A 20197-nucleotide genomic window follows, 5' to 3' on the forward strand; every position below is an offset into this window, starting at 1 on the left:
AACCGCTGCGCAATTTTTCAGCCACGAGCTCGCTCTCTACCTAATCGTTTCTCTAAGAGTAGCGATCAGACCCCGGCTTTCGTGGCCGCGATGAGCGCGGCGTACTCCTTGGCGCTCTGCTTCGGGATGCGTTCCTGCGTCTCGTAATCGACGTAGACGATGCCGAAACGCTTGTTGTAACCCCAAGCCCACTCGAAGTTATCGAGCAGCGACCACACGAAGTACCCGCGCACATCGGCACCGTCAGCAATGGCATCCGCCACCGCCTGAATGTGTTGCGCAATATAGCTTGCGCGCTTCGGGTCGTCGATGGAGTCGCCCTCACGAGTGTCGTCGTACGAGGCACCGTTCTCGGTGACGTACAGCGGCGGCAGTGTGGGGTACTCCTTTCCGAGACGAACAAGGAGGTGGTGCAAACCGCTCGGGTTGACTTCCCAATCCATCGCGGTGCGAGGGAGGTCACGCGGGGGCATCGTCACAAACTCACTACCGACGAACATGGAGCGACCGGGCTTAGTGGTGGGTCGAAGTCCGGGTGCTGCATCAGCGGGAGCGGGATGACCGCTCACGTTGTCGTCGTGATAGTGATTGACGCCCAAGAAATCGATGGGCGCCGAGATGATGTCCAAATCTCCGGCCTGAATGTACTGCTCGAAGTCGTAGTCGCGCATGTCTTCGATCACATCGGCCGGGTAGGCGCCCAGCACGAGAGGCTCAAGGAACATGCGGTTCCAGATGCCATCGATGCGGCGAGCGGCGTCGATGTCAACGGGATCGCTCGGGTCGTTCGGAACAGCGTTCGTGAGGTTCAGGGTGATGCCGAGCTCGATCTCGCGGCCCTGCTCGGTAGCGAGCTCGCGCAAGCGGTTCGCTGCCAAGCCGTGCGCGAGGTGCTGGTGGTGCAACGCCGCGAGCCCCTGGTTCGGGTCGGTGAGACCGGGAGCGTGCTCGCCCGCGATGTACCCGATGAGCGACGAGCAGAGTGGCTCGTTGAAGGTCGTCCAATGGCTGACGCGATCGCCCAGTACCGAATAGACAGCCTCGGCGTAATCAGCGAAACGGTACGCGGTATCGCGGTTAGCCCAGCCGCCCTTCTCTTGAAGAGCCTGCGGAAGATCCCAGTGGTACAGCGTGAGCCACGGCAGGATGCCGGCCTCGAGCAGCGAGTCGACAAGACGGCTGTAGAAGTCGAGCCCCTCAGCGTTCGGGGTGCGGTCACCGGGAACGACGCGTGCCCAGCTCGTGGAAAAGCGGTATGAGTCGAGGCCTAGCTCTTTCATGAGCTGAACGTCGTCGGTCATGCGGTGGTAATGGTCAACCGCAACTTCGGGGGTGTCCCCGTTGGCGACGGCGAGAGGCTGGCGAGCGTAGTGATCCCAGATGGAATCTTCTTTGCCGCCCTCGTGAGCTGCTCCCTCAATTTGGGCAGCCGCGGTAGCGGAACCCCACAGGAAGCCCTTCGGCCAGGTGGTGGTGCTGAGTGAATTCATTAGCCTTTTACTGCTCCTGCCATGATGCCCGAGACGAGTTGACGTCCCGCGAGAATGAAGACGATCAGCAGTGGCAGTGTTGCCAGTACTGCGCCCGAAAGAACGACTGAGTAGTCGACGTATTTAGCGCTCTGCAGTTGGCTGAGCGCGACTTGCAAGGTGGGGTTCTGCGGCGCAACAAGCAGCGGCCACAGGTAGTCGGTCCACGCGGTCATGAACGTGAAGAGACCGAGGATCGCCATGGCCGGGCGCGCGGCCGGGATGCCGACGTTCCAGAACGTGCGGAACATGTTCGCCCCGTCGACACGGGCCGCTTCAATCAGCTCGTCGGGAATGACATCCACCAAGTATTGGCGCATGAAGAACACCCCGAAGGCCGTGACCAGCGTCGGCACGACGACGGCACCGAGGGTTCCTGTCCAGCCGAGCTCTTTCATGAGCATGAACTGCGGGATGATGCCCAGCTGGGTGGGAACGGCGAGCGTCGCGATCACAAAGATCATGAGCCCTTCGCGGCCCTTGAAGCGCAGCTTGGCGAAGGCGTAGCCGGCGAGCGTTGAGAAGAACACAACCGAGGTGGTGATGATCGTCGACACGATAATGCTGTTGAGCAGCGACTGCCAGAACGGAACCGTCGAAAGCACTTCGCTGACGTTGATCCAAAACCGACCACCGGGCAGCAGCGGCGGCCAGGTTTCGGTGATGGCAGTGTTGTCGCTCGAGCCGACCACATACGACCACCAGAGTGGGTACGAACCGCCGAGGAAGAGGGCGAGCAGGATGCCGTAAACGAAGAAGCCGGGGCGCTCGGCCAGACCACGGGCACGGCCACGACCGCGGCGGTTCTCCTTCGCTTGCGTGCGCGCATCCGTCACTTTCTCAGGGGCACGCGGGGGGCTCGTGGTGCTCATGAGCGCTTCTCCTCATCTACAACGGTTGCCGCCGGTGCGCCGGTGGTGCTGGCGCTGGCTGCGGTGGTGGCGCGGTATCGCGCAAGTTTCTTCGCTCGGCGCTTGGAGATGACTTTCACTTCGGTCGAGGCGATTTTGCGAGAGATCGCAAAGTTCAGCAGGCCGATGCCCACGATGATGATGAACAGCAGCCACGCGATGGCGGAGGCCTTACCGAAGTCACCGCGATTGAACGCCATGTCCCACAGGTAGAGCACGGTGGTTTGGTACTCGCGATGGGCTCCGCCCAGGTTCGCGCTGGTGGGGTTGAAGAGCTTCGGTTCGGTGAAGATCTGCAGGCCACCGATGGTGGCGGTAATGATCACGAAGATCATGGTGGGGCGGATGCTCGGCAACGTCATCGAGAAGAAGCGACGCACAGCGCCCGCTCCGTCCAGGGCTGCCGATTCGTAAATGTCACGGGGAACGGCCTGCATAGCGGCGAGAAGGATGAGGGCGTTGTAGCCGGTCCAGCGCCAGTTGACCATCGAGGCAATCGCGAAGTGGCTTGCGAACACTTCGCTCTTCCACATCACGGGCTCAATGTTGAACGAGGTCAGGATGTTGTTGATGAGGCCGTACTTCTCGCCGAAAGCACTCGAGAAGATGATCGCAACCGCTACCGGGGTGACGATGTACGGGATGAGGATGCTCATGCGCCAGAACGTCTTTGCGCGCAGGTTCTGGTCGAGCACCGCCGCGATGAAAACAGCGGCAACGAGCTGCGGGATCGCGCTCAGCAGGAAGATGCTCATCGTGTTGAAGAGCGAGTTCCAGAAGTAGGGGTCGTTCAGTTCGGCGACGTAGTTGTCGAGGCCGATCCATTCGCCGGGGCCGCTGAGGATGTCCCAGTCGTTGAGCGAGACAACGAAAGTGTAGATAAGCGGGAAGAGCCCGATGAGTGCGAAGAGCACAAAGAAGGGGGCGATGTAGAGGTAGGGGGATGCTTTCACATCGAGACGACTAAGACGCTGCCGTCTGGTGAGCTTGGCCTTGTTGGGCTCAGAGCGTTTCTTCGCCGGACCAGTATCTGGTCGGGGAGGGCTCGTCATGGTCGTCATGGAGAAAGTCGCTTTCAAGAAATGAGGCCCCCGGCAGAGGGGACGCCGGGGGCCTCAGATGTTTCTAGGTGGTTAGTTGAGGTCGAGGTTCTTCAGAACCTCAAGCGCGTTGTTCCACGCCGTGTCACCGTCAACGCCCGAGTCGAGTTCCTTGGTGGCAGGACCGAAGACCTGCTCCTGAACAACGGCGTCGTTCGGGCCCTTGAACTGAGCCTTCACACCCTCTGCACGCGATCCGAGGATCGTGCCGATGGGGGCGTCGTTGAAGAACGTGCTGAGCTCGCTGCCGCCGGTTACACCGTCGTCAGTCTGTGCAGCGACAACGCTGGGGAAGGTTCCTGCAGCCTGGAAGGCGGCAACTTCGGACTCGGCCGAGGTGAGGTACGCGGCGAGCTTTGCTGCCTCTTCCGGGTGCTCCGACTGGGTCGGAACGGTCAGGAATGCGCCGCCCCAGTTAGCTGCTCCACCGGGGAAGACATCTGCGAAGTCCCAGCCGCTGCTGGCGTCTCCGCCTGCTGCTTCAACCTGTCCCTTGACGACTCCAAGCATCCAGCCGGGGCACATGAACGTTGCGAAGGAGCCATCAACGAAAGCCTTTCCCCCGCCCCAGTCCCAGGCGCTCTGCTGAGCCGAGAGACCGGATGCTGCGCCATCGGCGAGCTTGTCCCACTGCGACTTGAGGTCGGCGTTGCCTTCGATGTCGAGCTCTCCACCTGCGGTGTAGTAGCCCTCATCGAGCTGGTTGACCATGGCGTTCCAGACGAATCCGGAGTGGTCGTAGAAAGCCTTGCCGGTTGCGGCGTTGTAGTCCTTGCCAACCTGGAAGAAGTCATCCCACGTTGCGCTGTCGCCACCGAAGAGCTCGGCTACGGCGTCGCGGTCGGAGGGCATGCCAGCGGCTTCGAGGAGGTCTCCGTTGTAGCAGAGCCCTTCCGGTCCGATGTCGGTTCCATAGCCGATGATGCGGCCGTCAGCGTCGGTGCCCTGAGCGAGCTTCCAGTCGACCCAGCGGTCCTTGATGTCGTCGGCGCCGTAGTCGCGAAGGTCATGGAAAGTATCCGAGACCTGCATGACCTGGCCGAGCCATCCTTCTTCAACGGCCTGAACGTCGGCGAGACCGGCGCCTGCTGCCTGCTTGGTCTTCCAGTCGGTCAACGCGTTTCCACCGGTGTCGATGTTCGTTGCCTTGATGGTGATGTTGGGGTTCTCGGCTTCGTACGCTTCGTAGAGTCCGTCGAGACCCATCGTGCCGAAGGTGGTCACGGTGAGGGTGATGGGGCCATCACTGTCTCCGCCGTCAGTTGCCGAGCAACCAGTGGCGAGAAGGGCAATGGATGCTGCGCCTGCGACGGCTGCAACCATCTTGGTGCGTCGTAGAGATTTCACGGTCACTTCCTTGTGAATGAGGGATGTTGGTGTCCGAAAGAGGTCCCTCATCAGGAATGAGAGCGCTCTCACGATTGCAGACTGATCTTATGAGAGCGCTCTCTCGAATGTCAAGAGAGCGCTCTCACGAATCCTGAAATGTGACCTTTACAGCAAGCGCTTGCTGTTTTCGCGGCGCCTGAAAACCACAGCAACCCCGGCACTCTGGCCGGGTTTGCGGCTCAGTGCGGGGGTTGCTGAGAAAAACTGGAGGCGCTTACTCCCAGGTGCTGGGCGCTTCGGCGCGACTGACGGGCAGCGCAACATGGTCGGCCCACTCTTGAACCCATGCGGGCATGACGGGCTGTTCGTCATCCCATCCGATGGTTTCAAGAAGCTCGGCGACCGGCACCGTTCCGCCGCCCCGCTTGAGGAAGCGAGCGCGGGTCATGGCCTGGGCGTAAATCTGACCGTCGACAACGAAGCGCTGTTCGACAAAGACGGCCTTCTCGTCGTAGCCAACGACGCGCGATTCGAGCTGGAACTTCTTCCACAAATCGAGCGACTTGCGAAAGCTGATCGTCTCGTTCGCCATCACCGGGTAAAAGCCCTTGCGCTCAAGCTTTTGCCAGCCGCCGGCGCGAATCAGCAGGTCCATACGACCAATATCCATGATGGAGAAATAGCGGCCGTTATTCATGTGGCGCAGCAGATCAACATCGGTGGGCAACACCCGCATCGTCATGCTGCCGACATCGGTGATGCCAAGCGGCGAGCGACGTGTGCTGAGGATGCGGTGCAAGATGGTGCGGAAGATCAGATTCACTCGCCCAGATTAGGTGAATCGTGATCGACTTCGTAAATCGTTTGTAGGGATGCTCTAGAGTCCGGGTCTGCGTTCGCCTGCTTCAGGTTCGCCCGCTCGAGAGCCGGCCCGGCTAGAGAATCCGGCTTTACGTCTGCTCTACGAACCGCACCACGGCTTGCACGGGGGCGTGATCTGACGGCCAGCCGCCCTCGTAGCGCGTGACATTGATTCCAGCACTCTCTGCGATGACTCCGGGCGTGGCCAGAATCCAGTCGATCCGCTTGCGGTTGCGCTTGGGTGGGCCGTAATTGGGGAACGTGCCCCACACCTGAGTGAGGCGTTCTTCTGCCGTGTTCCAGGTGTCGAGCAGCAGCCCATTACCCGTGAGCTCAGCATATGGATGAGTGTCAGCATCCGTGTTGAAATCGCCGGTCATGATGGTCGGATGCGGTGTCGCCTGCACGATGTTTCGCAACGCGTCGGCAGAACGAAGGCGTGAGGTGCGCGAGCGATGGTCGAGATGGGTGTTCACGGCCTGAAAGTGGATGCCGGTGGCGAGGTCTCGAAAGGTCGCCTCGACGACAACGCGCGGGGTGCGATTGCCCCACGACACCGACCCTGCCACCGTCGGAGTATCGGAGAGCGCGGACTGTCGCCACTCCACCATCTCTAGCCGGCGAGAGTCGTAAAAGATGGGGCAACCTTCGCCACCCGTGTTCTTTTCGCGACCATGCCCGAGCGCACGATAGTGCTCCCCCAGCGCCCGGAGTACAAACTCTTTCTGCGTGAAGAGAGCTTCTTGCACCCCGATGAGCGCCGGCTGTTCGGCGGTGAGTAACCGCCTCATCAGCGGTTGGCGGTGTCGCCACAGGTCAGGGTTACGAGGCAGAAGTTTCGGCAGACGTCGGCGGATGTTGTAACTCATCACGTGCACGCCAGGCGCATCGACCGGGCCGATTAGAGAACTGCCACGCGCAGGGAACGCCAGTCGTGGCTCACGCTCCGGGGCAAGCGCAGAAAAATGCTTTGACCGTGGGGCGGTGATTCCCGTCATTGCTACACCCTATGGGGTGAAGTTATGAGAATTTGGGCGGTCGCGTCGACGGCGGCGACGCGGATCGGGTGATCTCACCGCTGAGCCATTCGACCTGCCACGTTCGAGCATCCGTGAAATGGATCGCTTTGACCGTCGGGTGGCAGCGGGGAGGCGCACCAGCGCGGCCGAGAAAGATGTCGGCAGCCTTGAAAACATTGAGAAGTTCGCTCCAGCTCCAGCCGGGGAAGTTCTCGTCGACGTACTTCTGTGTGTAGCCCCTCCCCAGCGGAATGGCGTGGCCGTAGTGGAGCAAGTGGTCGATCTGGGCGCCGGTGCGGTGCTCACGATAGTTGTCCCATTGTGATTCGCGATTCACGAATCCACTGCTCGGAGTGGCGATCCGAAAGTGAGCCGCCGCATTGAAGCTGACCGGCTCTTGACCCTCCGGGACGCCCTCGAGGGTCGTGAGGAACTCGACCACGGTCTGTGAGATCCCGCTGTTCCGCGCCGGTTGTTCGCCTTCGTCGACGGGATCCCAACTCCACGTCGAGCGGTTTGGGGTTTCGTAAGGACCGAAGGGACCACTCGCCGTGATGACATCGGACTCGGAGCGGTAAATGGTGACCCACGCGATCTCCCGGTAAGTAACCGTGAAACCGAGTTCGATGAGGTGGCCGGTTTGCAGTGCGTCGAGGCGAGCGAGAAGCCCAGCGGCGATGGTGGCCCAGGTCGCTGAGGTCGGGATCTTGTAGGTGCCTAGGGCGGCAAGGTCATCCGGGGTGCTCGGGTTGTGCTGGTTGTTCAGGTCGTTCGGGTTGGGCCGGTCGTTCGCGCTGTCAAAGTTGTCGGGCATCGGATGCTCCTATCCGTCGAGCTTGCGGCTCGCAAACACGAACCGCCCGTTCTTCCCCTGGGGCACCCGCTCGATGGATCGGGTTGCCGTGCGGCCAGCCAGGTACTGTGTGGCCGCAACTCGTGAACGTAGTGATCACGGTAGCGACGACCCCCGACATTGGGGTCAGGGTTTCAGCGGCGCAGGGGTTCATTCGCGATAGCGTGAGGCATCCGCTCCGCGTTGACTGCCAACCGCTGACTACTGACTACTGATCGGATGTCTCCGGCCGGCCATATTCTGATTGAGACATGTACCTACTCACCGACACCGCTCTCGTCACGAGCGCCAGCGATCTGACCCAAGCCTCGAACTGCGAGTTTGGGTTTCTGCGCGTGCTCGACAAGCGGTTGGGGTTCTCGAGGGATCCGCTGCCCGACGACGATGCCATGCTCATGCGGGCGGCGGAGCTGGGCAACGTGCACGAGGAGCGGCTGCGGGATCGCTACCGTGCGCAGTTCGGCGATGCGATGGTCGAGTTCGACAAGCCTCCCGGGCGGGATGCTGCCGTGCTGCGCGACTACGCGGCACGCACGCGCGATGCTCTACTGGCCGGCGCACCCGTCGTTTTTCAGGGCGTCTTCTTTGACGAAACCGACCCCGAGTCACCGTTCATCGGCTACGCAGACTTTCTGGTCAAGCAGCCCGACGGCAGCTATCGGGTGGTTGACTCGAAGCTCTCGCGCCATGTGCGCGTCACCGCCCTTCTTCAGCTGGCGGCGTATCACGAGCAGCTTCAGAAGCTTGGGATTCCCGCCGACGGCACCGTCGAGCTGATTCTCGGCAATGACGCCTCCGAGCTCGCTGCGGTGGCCGACATCGCCCCGGTCTTTCGACGCCGCCGAGCCCGCATGCACGCGATCATCGCCGAGCACCGCGCCGAAGGTAAACCGGTCGAATGGAACGACGAGCGTTACGCGCGGGATGGCCGCTGCAAGTTCTGCAAGGAGCCTGCCCAGCATGCCGATGACCTGTTTACGGTGGCGGGGTTGCGCGCCGGGCAGCGTACGAAGTTCATGGCGGCGGGCATCCGCACCCTCACTGATTTAGCTGAAACCTCCGAGCGCCCCGACGACTTGGCTATCCCGAAAGCGAGTTTCGCCAAGCTTCACCTTCAGGCCAAGCTGCAGCACACCGTTGATCCGACTGACGCTCACGCGGTGCCGCCGGTCGTGGTCGTTGATCCGCTGCCGATCGCTAGCCTTCCGGCGCCCAACCCCGGTGATCTGTTCTTCGACTTCGAGGGTGACCCGATGTACTCCGAGCCGGGAATCGGTGGGGTTCCGCGCTGGGGGCTCGACTACCTCTTCGGGTGGGTCGATGCCGCGGGCGACTTCGATTGCCTGTGGGCTCACTCGCACGCCGAAGAAAAGGTAGCGCTGCGGTCGTTCCTCGACTTCGTTACGAAACGGCGGCAGCAGCATCCGGGTCTCCATATTTATCACTACGCCGCCTATGAGAAGACGCATCTGCTGAGCATCGCCGCCCGGCACGGCGAGGGTGAGGATGTCGTCGACCAGTTGCTGCGCGATGGCGTGCTCGTTGACCTGTACCCGATCGTGCGGGGTGCGCTGCGGATCGGAACGCCGTCGTATTCGATCAAGAAGCTTGAGCCGCTCTATATGGGTGAGGCCGAGCGCGCCGGGGTGACGAACGCTGCCGACTCCATCGGTGAGTACGTCGAGTCGAGTGTGGCGGCCGCGAACGGCAACGTGCAGCGCGCGACCGAGATTCGCGATGCGATCGCCCGCTACAACGAGTACGACTGCGTTTCGACACTCAAGCTGCGCGACTGGCTGCGGGCACTGCCCGAGGTGCAAGGCGTGAGGGTGGAGCCGGTGGATGAGGAATTCGAGGGCAAGGTCTTCGAACCCAGTGCGCTCGACCTCCAACTGCAGTCGCTGGGCGACAACGCCGAAGAGGCGGGCGGTGACACCACTGCGAGCGCCTATCGCATGGCCGCAGCCGCAATTGATTACCATCGGCGCGAGGTCAAGAGCTTCTGGTGGGAGCACTACGACCGTCTCGAGCAGCCGTCGGATCTGTGGGAAGACACCCGCGGTATCTTCATCGTTGACAGCGGTTCGCTCGATCGCGATTGGCATAAAGAGGGACGCCAGCGCACCGAGCGTCGTCACCTTTATCTCCGCGGTCAGTGGGCACCAGGAAGTGGTGCCCCGCGGCCGGGCGGCGACGTTTTTCTCGTTTACGGCGACCCGCTTCCTTATCTGCCGCCGGGCCACCGTGCCGGTGCGCGCCTCGCCCGCGGGGTTCGTTTCGCTGACCCTGCCGAGGATGAGGGCGGCATCTTCGTCATCGAATCCCGGCCCGACGAGATCCCCGCGTGGGACGAGATGCCCACGCACATCACGCCGGGGCCGCCGCCCCGCGCAGACAGCATTGTCGCCGCGATTGAGGCGTGGGGCGAGACTGTCGTCGATGCTGCTCCGGGCTGGCCCGCTGACGCGATGTCGGATCTTCTGCTGCGCAAAGCGCCCGCCGAGGTGGCTGCCCTTGAGCCCATGACGAGCGCGGATGATGGCGTGCGCGCTGTGATCGCCTCGCTGCTGTCGCGCGAGAGCGGCTACCTCGCGGTGCAGGGCCCACCCGGCACCGGCAAGACCTATCTGGCTGCGCACGTTATTCAGCGGTTGGTCGAGAAGCATCACTGGAAGGTCGGCATCACCGCGCAGTCACACAAGGTGGTGGAGAACGTTCTCGACGCAGTGGTTCTCGATGCGAGCCTCGACCGGGACCTTGTCGCGAAGGCGGTGCCGGGCGAATTCGGCGTTGGCTATTACGCCGATGGCCCGTTCAGCGAGTTGCCGGCGAATGGTCACGCAGGCTTTGCGCGCGAGCATGACTCGGAGGGCTACGTGATCGGTGGCACGGCCTGGGACATGACCAACCGCAAGCGGGTGCAGGCCGACCAGCTCGATCTGCTCGTCATCGATGAGGCGGGCCAGTTCTCGCTTGCGAACACGATCGGCGTTGCTGCGAGCGCGAAACGCATTCTGTTGCTGGGCGACCCGCAGCAGCTCCCGCAGGTGAGCCAGGGCATCCACCCGGCACCGGTTGATGGTTCGGCGCTCGGTCATGTGATCGGCGAGCTTGCCGTGCTTCCGGATGACTTCGGCTACTTCCTCGAAGAGAGCCGCCGTATGGATGAGGCCGTCACGCGCCCAGTCTCGCTGCTCTCCTACGACGGCCTACTGCGGTCGCACGCGTCAACCGAGGGGCGGATGCTCGAGGGCTTCGCCCCCGGCCTGCACTCGGTGCCGACACCCCACGTCGACAACTCGACGTTCTCCGCCGAAGAAGCCGACCGGGTGGTCGAGCTGGTTCGAGAGCACCTCGGAGCACTGTGGACTTCGGAAGCCGACGGCAAGGCGAAGCCGCTCGACGAGGACGGCATCATTGTGGTGACGCCCTACAACGCACAGGTGGAACTCATCCGTGGCCGTCTCGATGCTGCCGGCTATACCCGAGTCGTCGTCGGGACCGTCGACAAGTTTCAGGGCCGAGAAGCCGTGATCTCGATCGTCAGCCTCGCCGCATCCAGCGCCGACGACGTGCCCCGCGGTCTTGACTTCCTGCTCTCCCGCAACCGCCTCAACGTCTCCATCTCGCGCGCCCAGTGGGCGGCGTACCTCGTCTACTCGCCGGCGCTGCTCGACTCGCTGCCGCAGTCGGCGGAAGGGGTAGCGACGCTGAGTCGGTTCATCTCGTTGCTGGAGGGTGCGCGTGACGCCTCATGACCATCGCGGAGGGTGAAAACTTCACAGACCGTGAGTTTTGCGCCACAACCAGTTCCTCCGAAGCGGGTCAGCGCCCTCGGTGCGTATGAGTTCACGCAGCAACTGGTAGTCGTCGCGACGGAGCGTCGCGAGCTCCTTCGAATAAGCAGGCGCTGCGACTTGATCTAGGGTCGCTCCTGCCCAGAATTCCCAGGTGTTATCGGTCACTCTGCCGAGCCGGCGAAGATCGATCTCGTCTTCGCATAGTTGAAGGTAGCCACGCACTACCGGGCGGTCTTCCTTGCGGGCGCGCCCAGTGATCGTGAAGCCAGCAGAGCGTTGGTCCATGAGAACCCAGTAGCGTGTTACATACAGCTGCTCGAATTCCCGGTGCATCTGTCTGCTGTGAAAAAGTAATTGCCATGCAGCAAAAATGATCGCTAGTGCCGTCACTCCCTGCACGATCGAAGAGAAGATTTCCATTCGTTAGATGTCCTTAGGTTTCATCGTGGGCGGGGCTTCGATGGGAGCCGTAATTGATGACTCTGGCGGGCTTAAGTTCAGCACCGGCATACTCGCCGCATCGACTCCCCTTCGCTTGAGGATCTCCAGCATGTCCTCTTGCCGCGGTTGGCCCAGCGTCAAGCGATAAAGAGTGAGCGCCTCTCTAAGTCGATCGATCTTCGTGAGGTCACGACTGAGAGGAAATGAGACGAGTTGCCGTTCAATTTTGGCGTCGCCCGGGTAGACCCAGAATGGCGAAAAGTCGCCGAGTTCTTCGTGGGTCACTGCAGCCGCTTCGAACGCAACCTTCCACGGATTGGGGTCCTCCGAACTGACGACGTCTGATGCATGGGCGGCAGCGATATTCTTACGCACAGCGTGACCGGCGAAGCGGTTGACTCTACCCTCACGCTGTTCGAAGTCGACAGGGTTCGACGGCACATTCCAGTGCACCACGGCATGACTCCACCAGTGGAAGTCGATGCCCTCTTGTCCGACGCTGGTGGATGCCAGCACGAACGGCCAGAACGGGCTATTGAATGCGTTGCGGATTTCAGGCTGTCGAGCGCTCTCTTCATTCTGACTCTTCCCTCCATAACGTAGGGCGAATCGTGCCGTAAGCGGGATGCTCTCACCCTGCGCGGAGTGATTTCGGGCGTGGTAAACCGAGGGCCGCATCGTGATTGCGCTTACCGCTCTCTCCGCCAGGGCCATAAGAAGTTCGTCATCGAGAACCGCTCCTGCAACTTCGCTCCTCAGTTGGAAAAAGTACTCATCTAGTGCGGCTTGCAGGTTTCCGTCCGCGCAATAGTCCAACACCGCGCGCCAATAGTATTCATCTTCAGCGGAGTTGAGTTTGTCGAGCAAGAGCATGCTTTCGGCTCGATTAAAGAGTGACCGGATCCCGTTAGAGAGCAGTGCCGCAGCTCGCCATTGGCCGGCATCGCTAGTCAAGTCGTTGTCATCGCGTAAGCGGCCCAGAGCGCGGTAGGCGATATTGCCCGGTGAGTGCAGCGCCAATCGAGCGAGATAGGGGTGAGAGGCGACATTTTCAGGCCGGTTGATTATTTCGATAGCGTGAGAAACGTGCGCTGTGATTAGTCGACCTGCAGAATTCTCGTTTTGATCTGCGCCTTCGGTAGCCCTAGCGGTCAACAATTGAGCCAGCTTAGAAGGTTCGAGTGGTAAGCCTGCGGGCCTCGCGCCACTCCTCGAAAAAAAGGCCTCCCACGCAAACTTTGTTTCCGGTCCAGTCGCTAAACGTGTGGAAACAAATAATTCCGCCTCGTCTGCGGTGATCCTGTCGCCCCCGCTATCACGCAACACCCGCAGAGGGTCGCCTGCCAGAGCTAACTCTGGATGCGGCCAGAACATTGCGAGCGTCGACATTCTGGCGGGCCGGTCGTCACTCACGCTGTAGTCCAAACGTGACGATATTGATTGGCGGGCTTCAGAAGAGTTAACGGTTAGCCGAGAACCCTCTGTAATCCGCCGCTCAGCTTCGTAGCTGAGGAGGCTGGCAACCGCTGTCGGCGTTGCAGTCCACGACGAAAACACAACTCGTTTCGTTACGTCTTCATTCGCGATCGAGCCGTAGATGCTTCCTGGCGCGAGGTACGGGAGGGATGGCGGCAACCAGAGCAGCTTCCACCAACCTTTGTCCAAGGTCTCTGCTGCAAGGGCGCGCAAATGACTGTTTCCGAACTCTATCTGTCCGTAACTACTGATCGTGTGTGCGTCGATCTGCTGGAGATCTTTGAGCTCTCCAGCAATGCTTCCTTCGTTGTCGAGCAGGCGCCGATCAAGTGCGCTAGCGACTTTGTAGTTGTCCATGAAGCTAGCGAAGTAGGGGACGGACTTCCAATACTCGAGACCGATGGGGGTCCCCAACTCCGTGGCCAGGCGTTCAAGCGCGACAAATCCAGCCAGATCAGCGCCCGTTGGGGGGAATGAAGGCAGCTGACGTTCCCGAATAACGCCACCCAACTGAGGTCGCTCAGTTCTGCTCATGATGGTTAGAAGGTTCTCGCGCAGGCGGGCGAGGTGCTCAGTTGCGGGCTTGCCGCTGACTATCTGTTGACGGTATTCCGCGAAACCCTCGCGGATATCTGCTATCGCTACGGACGACCCTTGGGCAAGGAAACTCAGGGTAGTCATTAGGTCGTGGTAGTGGTCATCGCCTGATTCGTCGTTTGCTTGAGTAAACGGCTTGTAAGGAGTCGCCGAGAGCAGAAGGACCTTTGCGTCAGAGTAGTTGAATAGGTCGTGCGCGAGCTTTGCGGCATCGCCTCCCTCACCCTCATCGAGGAGGTGTCGGAAGCGCTGGAACTCGTCGAGGATGATTAGGTCAGGTTCGAGTGAATCAACGCTGGCAGCGGCGAGGGCCGCACGCAGTTTCGCCGTGAGATGCCGGATTTGTTCCTTAAGGAAAACTGGCACGGTTCCTTCGCCTGCCAAATCACTCAGCAACGAGAGGTAGCTGTCGCCCAGCCTGGACTCTGCAATTTTGCGTTCGAACGCGCGAAGAATGGGCTGCTCAACCCTTCCATCGAGTTTATGCAGCATGCGATCAACCAGAAGAGCGAAGCGTTCCGGGGTCCTTATTGAGTCCTGAAACAGCACCTTCGACGAATCTTGCTGGGGGCCCGACAAACCGAACAACTCACTAAGAATGATGTGCAAGAGCGCGCGCTCTTCTCCTGACCCAGTACGAAACGACCCCATTTCAAACGAAGTCCCGGGGGTGAACGAAACCAGATTGACCGGCTTTCGCCCGGCTGTGTTCGTCCCCGCGAGGCGATGTGACTCGCGGGCGAGCAAAGTGAGCCTGCTGGTGAGCCCGATGTGAGGATCCCCGGTGACGTTCAGCCGGCGCAGGTTCTGTGAGGCGAGATCTGAGTTGGAGCAGATGTAGACGATGTCGATGCGGTCGACCGAGTCGTCATGCTGCAGCCGCTCGATGGTTCGCGCGATGATTCCCCGTGCGATAACGCTCTTACCCAACCCTGTCTCGTCGGCGACCAAGAAGCGCCCGCTTGCGTTGGGAGCGTCATATAGCCGGTACATGACATGTTCGACGGCGTCTCGTTGGAAAGACTTAAGTTCAGCGAGGATCGCATCTGCGGAGAAGTCGCTCACGCTGCGCCCCCTTTCTGTGCGAGCCTTGCGCGCCAGATTGGCTCCCAGAGCTCATCGAAGCCTGCAGGTAGCGATCCCGAAGAAGCTGCGTCGCGCATCCGTTCAACCAGTCTGGCTAGATCGTCTAGGCCCTCAGGGTTTTCAGCGAGAGAACGTACGAGAGTTTCGAAAACCCCTGCACCGTCGCTCGACCATGAGCCGAACCCTCCGGAGCCACCAAGCGGATTGTGCGCGCCCACGGAGCCACCGAGGCTGAGCATCAAGTGCAGGAATCGCAAAAACTTCTCTGGCGTATCAATCTGCCGCGCAAGGACTGCATCGCGGCGATGCTTCACGTCACCTATCAAGTCGGCACACACCACAGTGCTCCGGTGTTCACCGCGTTCATCTCTGGCGTGAATGATCACGAACGGGGTGATCTCTGTGAGGTCGAGGTCGGCGAAAATCGCTGGTGGCCCATCCAAAATCGGCAGTGAATGTGTATTCCCGGGCTTACTGAGCAGCTGCACGTGTGCCTCAACACCTGCGATGGGCTTTGCGTTGTCGATCGCTTGAACGTCGATCGAGAACGTATCGTCCTCGCCAGACCGAACCGTGTTGCGGAGACGCGTGCCCGCGAGTGCACGAATAGCATCGTCGAGCTCTCGGTCAGCTTTCTCCGCCTCGGTCTCTTGCACTCCACCGTTGCTCTCGTACGGCATGGTGAGCTTGCGTAGCCCGGAGTCTTCGCCGAACACGGCTTTGACCCCGACGATGTTCTTGTTCCCGATCATCTCGATGAGCATTTCCACGTTGCCGCCAAAAGCGGCCTGGGTGGCGTTAGCTGATCCGAAGAGTGCAAATGTTCGCTGGTCGCGGCTCCACAGGTAGGCCTTGGCGTGCAGCCCAGCCAGCGGGTCGTCATCGACTTCATCGCTGTCGCGAACCGCGTCGTCGAGCACATGAGCGTCAATGAAGTCGAGCGTCTCGGGACGCAGCCGGTCGAAGCTTTCCGCACGCGAGATAACTTGCACTTTTTCGCCGCGTGACGATGTGATGGCTGCTATTCCGTCATCAGAAATGAAGGGGGAAATAACGAGATGTCGCTTGCCAGTGAAGTCGATGACGTTCGGCCGCCCGATTCCTAGAGCGTGGAACTCCAGTGAACGGATGTCGTCAGGAAGTTCCCACGAGACGTTTGCGATGCGCTCCGCTAATCCTTCAATTCGTTCACGTCGTTCTTGCGCAAGCGGAGTCACCGCCAGTGAAGGAAGGCTGCGGAGAAGATCACCCAGTGGCTCGTTCTGCTTGAGCGGTTCATCCCCGTCTTCCCCATCGAGCCGGACAACAAGGTCCCAGCTACGGTCGTTCGTGATGTTTCTGCTGGAGCACAGCAGCCGATAACTGCGGTGGGGCCCTCTCGCGTACTCGAGGATCCATACCTTCGGGTGGAACAGCGCACCGAGTCGAGGCGCGGTGACGGGGTGAACCATGGGCTCAAGAAAGGCCACAAGATCGGAGGCTTGCCGTGGCACTGCAATGTTCCCCGCTTGCGCGAAAATATCGACACGATCAGCGGCCCGACGCACAGCATCCAAAATGGCAATCGGATCGTCGCTTTCGCGGACGTGATGGCCGGCGAAAGACAGCGGAACTGAAAGCGCACTGGTGAGGTCAAGAGTGAAGGTGGTGCCGACGGCGTGGACTAGTTCGTACCCGCTCGGGGGCCGCAGTTGTTCAGTGAGGGCGGCGCGTGCATCTGGCTCAAGCATCTGCTCTCTCCAATCCGTCGTGGAGATCCGCAAGGATCCCTCTCACTTGCCGCCATCGAAATGTGAGTGCACTAGCGCCGGATGCTCCCTGCCAGGTCTGCAGGAGTCGGGAGTTATAGAGTCTCGCTTGAGGCCCCTTGTGTTGGTGCTCGCGCTGCCGAATTAGCGAGCGGAGATCTTCATCGTCGGCAATCACGAGTGATTCGGGACCCGTCACAGCCTCAAGCCAACTATTTATGAACGCTCGAGATCTCGGGTTGATCCGCGGATTCTTGGCGTCGATCAGCGCCCAGAAATCTTTCCGATCCCACGTTGAGAGAGAGCTCGACGCCGCATCGCGATCGTTCTGCCATCGACTCACGCGTTCGCGGTACGCTTCCGCCCTACCGGTGACACGGTCGTTTCCAGCAGCCTCGTAGGTCTCCGCCAGCAGAAGGTTGTAGAGCAGTGACGTGCCGTGGAAGGCGAGAGAGAACATCCGAGCATGGACAAGCTCACGCGCAGCGCTTTCGGGTGCGTCAAGTGTGGCGGGTTCCTGCCACGGCGCATCGCTGTCGGCTTGCGGGCGGTGGTCAAGCAAGTGGGCGAGAAGGGTTCCTTCGCTTCCTTTGAGCATCCTGTCCCGCAACCATTCCGCTTCAGTGCGACTCAAATCAAAGCCGCCCTCGGTGTCGTGAGGAAAGTTAGCGGGAACCGGAGGGAGCGTCGGTGACCATGGCCCCGTCGAGTGCGATTCATCATCGTCAGCCGGAGCGCTGTGGATGCTGGTCGCGATGGCGTCTGCTTGGTTCTGCGAGGGGTCGCTCAGGATTTCGTACTGTCGCAGAGCAGCCCAATAGGTGCTCGAAGGAAGGTTCTTGAGCGCTACCCCAGCGGTCTTGCCGAGAAGCCCCTCGCCGTCGGTCTCTCTTTTGAGAGTGCCGATCAGGTTGCGCTCATTCTTGTCGACTCGGCGAGCAATTTCATCGACGCCTACGCCATGTTTGACGGCAGCGGTGAACGCCCACGGAATGAGAATCATGTATCTGGCCCGCGTGAGCAGAGTTGACGTTCCGGGGAAAAGCGTGTCGCTCAGCACGTCGCGAACCTGCCCGACGCCGAGCTCATCGCGACTATCGCGTTCGCTGAATAGGTTGACGATCTCGCGCATGCGGCGCTGATCTTCGCTCGATGCGTCGAGCCACGCTATAAGTGACGGCAACGTCCACTCCCCCTGCGCCACCGACCGGGTATGGGCAGGCGCAGTCTCAGAGTACAGATGTGAGCCGACATCACCTGCGGGCCGCCCTCTCAAAGTCTGCGGTTCACGATACGATTCGAGCGCGTGATGGCAGAGACACATGATTCCGGACGCCTGCCTCGCGATCTGAATGGAGCATCAAGAAGTGAACAGCACCACAAACCAACGCTTAGCGCAATTGATCTGGAACATCGCTGATGACGTATTGCGTGACCTTTATGTTCGCGGTAAGTACCGGGACGTCATTCTTCCGATGACTGTGCTCCGCCGCCTCGACAGTGTTCTGGGGACGACAAAGCAAGAGGTTCTAAGCCGAAAAGAGAGTTTGGATGCTGCGGGAATCCTGAACCAAGATGCCGCTTTGCGCCAGGCTGCGGGCCAGGATTTCTACAACACCAGTCTGTTCTTGATGAAGGATCTACGGTCTGCCAACTCACAGATGCAGTTGCGCCAGAACTTTGAGGCGTATCTCGATGGGTTCTCGCCGAATGTGCAGGAGATCCTTGAGAATTTTGAGTTCCGCAACCAGCTTCCGCGTCTTACAAAGGCTGATGCGCTCGGGACGTTAATTGAGAAGTTCCTTGACCCCACTCTTGATTTGTCTCCGTCGAGCCTAGACAACCATGGCATGGGCAGCGTTTTCGAGGAACTAGTTCGTCGTTTCAATGAGGAGAATAACGAAGAGGCTGGAGAGCACTGGACGCCTCGCGATGTGGTGAAGCTCATGACCCGCCTAATGTTCGAGCCGATTGCCGACAGCATCCCCGATGGCACCTATCTCCTGTACGACGGTGCTATGGGTACTGGTGGGATGCTGACCGTAGCCGAAGACACGCTCACCGAGCTCACTAAAGATAAGAAGATATCTACGCATCTGTACGGACAAGAGATCAACGCCGAGACTTTTGCGATTGCCAAGGCTGACCTTATTCTGAAGGGTGACGGTCGTGCAGCTGACAACATTAAAGGTGGGCCAGAGTTTTCGACGCTTTCGAACGACGCGTTTTCGAACATGGAGTTCGACTTCATGCTCTCGAATCCACCCTACGGCAAATCGTGGAAGACCGACCAGGAACGTATGGGTGGTGGGAAGAACATCACCGACCCGCGCTTCGTCGTTAACCATGCGGGCGACTCTGAATTCAGCCTCGTGACGCGATCCAGTGACGGGCAGATGCTGTTTCTGGCGAACCTGATCGCCAAGATGAAGAACAGCACCGTAGCAGGCAGCCGCATTGCAGAGATTCACAACGGTTCGTCCCTCTTCACTGGGGATGCCGGGCAGGGCGAGTCCAACATCCGCCGCTATGTAATCGAGAATGACTTGCTCGAAGCGATCGTCGCCTTGCCGCTGAGTCTGTTCTATAACACGGGGATCGCTACGTATGTGTGGGTGTTGAGCAACCGCAAGCAGGAGCGTCGCAAGGGCAAGGTCCAGCTCGTCGATGCGACCAAGTGGTTTACGCCGCTGCGGAAGAATCTGGGGAGCAAGAACTGCGAGCTTTCCGATGACAACATCGAAACGATCATGAAAGCTTTCCATTCTTTCGACGAAGCGGATCCGGAAGTGTCGAAGACCTTCAACAATGCGGACTTCGGCTACTACAAGGTGGCGATTGAGCGGCCGCTACGTTTGGCCGGCGCGGAAACGGGGCGGGTATACAAAGCTGCCGAAATTAGAGCGCTGAAGGAGAGCAGCGCACGCGCCGACGACGCACCGGCGATTATTAAGAAGGTGCACAAGCCCGGCACGACAGCCGACCCGTTACACGGGCTCTTTGAGACACTAGTCGACGGGAGAGTCCGGGTTGTCGAGTACGAACGCGACACCGATCTTAGCGATTCCGAACAGATTCCTCTCACCGAATCTGCGGGCGACTACGGGAGCGGTATTGAGGCATTTATTCGGCGCGAGGTGCTCCCCCACACCCCGGATGCCTGGGTCGACAAGTCAAAAACCAAGACTGGTTATGAGGTGAGCTTTACCCGTCACTTCTATAAGCCAACGTCGATGCGCTCCCTCGACGAGATCCGCTCCGACATCCGTGACCTGGAGGCAGAAACTGACAACCTCCTGAGCGAAATTGTCGGCTGATGTTTAGAGATCTAAGGAGCCACAAGGGCTACAAGCCCTCCGGAATCACGTGGATGCCGACTATTCCTAGTCATTGGCGAACGCAGCGTCTGAAAACAGTGGTGTACGAGAAGAACGTTAAAGGCTTTCC

General features: G+C 60.2%; 13 protein-coding genes and 1 riboswitch. Of the genes, 2 read left to right on the forward strand and 11 right to left on the reverse strand.

Going from position 1 to position 20197, the window contains the following annotated elements; all coding sequences use genetic code 11:
* Positions 1-65 precede the first annotated feature (65 nt).
* The 7 genes from CLV85_RS00625 to CLV85_RS00655 form a co-directional block, all read right to left on the reverse strand.
* Positions 66-1490 (reverse strand): GH1 family beta-glucosidase, encoded by a 1425-nt coding sequence (locus CLV85_RS00625; RefSeq protein ID WP_100387691.1) that lies wholly within the window; start codon positions 1488-1490, stop codon positions 66-68.
* Positions 1490-2401: a carbohydrate ABC transporter permease gene (locus CLV85_RS00630; RefSeq protein ID WP_100387692.1), complete on the reverse strand. Its 912-nt coding sequence runs from the start codon at positions 2399-2401 to the stop codon at positions 1490-1492. Before CLV85_RS00630 ends, CLV85_RS00625 begins: the two co-directional genes overlap by 1 nt.
* Entirely contained in the window at positions 2398-3501 is a 1104-nt protein-coding gene (locus tag CLV85_RS00635; RefSeq protein ID WP_100387693.1) for a carbohydrate ABC transporter permease, read from the reverse strand. The genes CLV85_RS00630 and CLV85_RS00635 overlap by 4 nt, the downstream gene beginning before the upstream one ends.
* Positions 3502-3573: 72 nt before the next feature.
* Positions 3574-4887: an ABC transporter substrate-binding protein gene (locus CLV85_RS00640; protein ID WP_100387694.1), complete on the reverse strand. Its 1314-nt coding sequence runs from the start codon at positions 4885-4887 to the stop codon at positions 3574-3576.
* 256 nt (positions 4888-5143) lie between these two features.
* Positions 5144-5692, reverse strand: coding sequence for a thioesterase family protein (locus CLV85_RS00645; RefSeq protein ID WP_100387695.1), 549 nt, complete (start codon positions 5690-5692; stop codon positions 5144-5146).
* A 127-nt stretch (positions 5693-5819) separates the two neighbouring features.
* Positions 5820-6728, reverse strand: a complete 909-nt coding sequence (locus CLV85_RS00650; RefSeq protein ID WP_100387696.1) for an endonuclease/exonuclease/phosphatase family protein — start codon at positions 6726-6728, stop codon at positions 5820-5822.
* A 22-nt stretch (positions 6729-6750) separates the two neighbouring features.
* Complete coding sequence (locus CLV85_RS00655; protein ID WP_100387697.1) at positions 6751-7563, reverse strand: hypothetical protein; 813 nt, start codon at positions 7561-7563, stop codon at positions 6751-6753.
* Between the two features lie 13 nt (positions 7564-7576).
* A riboswitch (SAM riboswitch) is annotated at positions 7577-7691 on the reverse strand.
* Between the two features lie 162 nt (positions 7692-7853).
* Between CLV85_RS00655 and CLV85_RS00660 the strand changes: the two genes are divergently transcribed.
* Positions 7854-11360, forward strand: coding sequence for a TM0106 family RecB-like putative nuclease (locus CLV85_RS00660; RefSeq protein WP_100387698.1), 3507 nt, complete (start codon positions 7854-7856; stop codon positions 11358-11360).
* Between the two features lie 21 nt (positions 11361-11381).
* Here CLV85_RS00660 and CLV85_RS00665 read toward each other — a convergent pair whose 3' ends face one another.
* Genes CLV85_RS00665 through CLV85_RS00680 form a run of 4 tightly spaced genes read right to left on the reverse strand, consistent with a single transcriptional unit; the run spans position 11382 to position 17933 of the window.
* Positions 11382-11822, reverse strand: a complete 441-nt coding sequence (locus CLV85_RS00665) for a hypothetical protein (protein WP_100387699.1) — start codon at positions 11820-11822, stop codon at positions 11382-11384.
* 3 nt (positions 11823-11825) lie between these two features.
* Positions 11826-14981 (reverse strand): helicase C-terminal domain-containing protein, encoded by a 3156-nt coding sequence (locus CLV85_RS00670; protein WP_100387700.1) that lies wholly within the window; start codon positions 14979-14981, stop codon positions 11826-11828.
* Positions 14978-16732 (reverse strand): phospholipase D family protein, encoded by a 1755-nt coding sequence (locus tag CLV85_RS00675; protein WP_100387701.1) that lies wholly within the window; start codon positions 16730-16732, stop codon positions 14978-14980. Before CLV85_RS00675 ends, CLV85_RS00670 begins: the two co-directional genes overlap by 4 nt.
* Positions 16725-17933 carry a DUF6361 family protein gene (locus CLV85_RS00680; protein ID WP_100389210.1) on the reverse strand — a complete coding sequence of 403 codons (1209 nt, stop codon included), beginning with the start codon at positions 17931-17933 and terminating at the stop codon, positions 16725-16727. The genes CLV85_RS00675 and CLV85_RS00680 overlap by 8 nt, the downstream gene beginning before the upstream one ends.
* A gap of 184 nt (positions 17934-18117) precedes the next feature.
* Here CLV85_RS00680 and CLV85_RS00685 point away from each other — a divergent pair, with 184 nt between their 5' ends.
* Positions 18118-20067: a type I restriction-modification system subunit M gene (locus CLV85_RS00685; RefSeq protein WP_229820428.1), complete on the forward strand. Its 1950-nt coding sequence runs from the start codon at positions 18118-18120 to the stop codon at positions 20065-20067.
* The last annotated feature ends 130 nt before the right edge of the window (positions 20068-20197 follow it).

The organism is Salinibacterium amurskyense, from assembly GCF_002797685.1.
Taxonomy (GTDB): domain Bacteria; phylum Actinomycetota; class Actinomycetes; order Actinomycetales; family Microbacteriaceae; genus Rhodoglobus; species Rhodoglobus amurskyensis.

Bases quoted from the DNA above. Each gene is read 5' to 3' on its own strand.
- CLV85_RS00625 (WP_100387691.1), bottom strand. From the start codon at position 1,490: ATGAATTCACTCAGCACCACCACCTGGCCGAAGGGCTTCCTGTGGGGT.
- CLV85_RS00630 (WP_100387692.1), bottom strand. From the start codon at position 2,401: ATGAGCACCACGAGCCCCCCGCGTGCCCCTGAGAAAGTGACGGATGCG.
- CLV85_RS00635 (WP_100387693.1), bottom strand. From the start codon at position 3,501: ATGACGACCATGACGAGCCCTCCCCGACCAGATACTGGTCCGGCGAAG.
- CLV85_RS00650 (WP_100387696.1), bottom strand. From the start codon at position 6,728: ATGACGGGAATCACCGCCCCACGGTCAAAGCATTTTTCTGCGCTTGCC.
- CLV85_RS00655 (WP_100387697.1), bottom strand. From the start codon at position 7,563: ATGCCCGACAACTTTGACAGCGCGAACGACCGGCCCAACCCGAACGAC.
- CLV85_RS00660 (WP_100387698.1), top strand. From the start codon at position 7,854: ATGTACCTACTCACCGACACCGCTCTCGTCACGAGCGCCAGCGATCTG.
- CLV85_RS00665 (WP_100387699.1), bottom strand. From the start codon at position 11,822: ATGGAAATCTTCTCTTCGATCGTGCAGGGAGTGACGGCACTAGCGATC.
- CLV85_RS00675 (WP_100387701.1), bottom strand. From the start codon at position 16,732: ATGCTTGAGCCAGATGCACGCGCCGCCCTCACTGAACAACTGCGGCCC.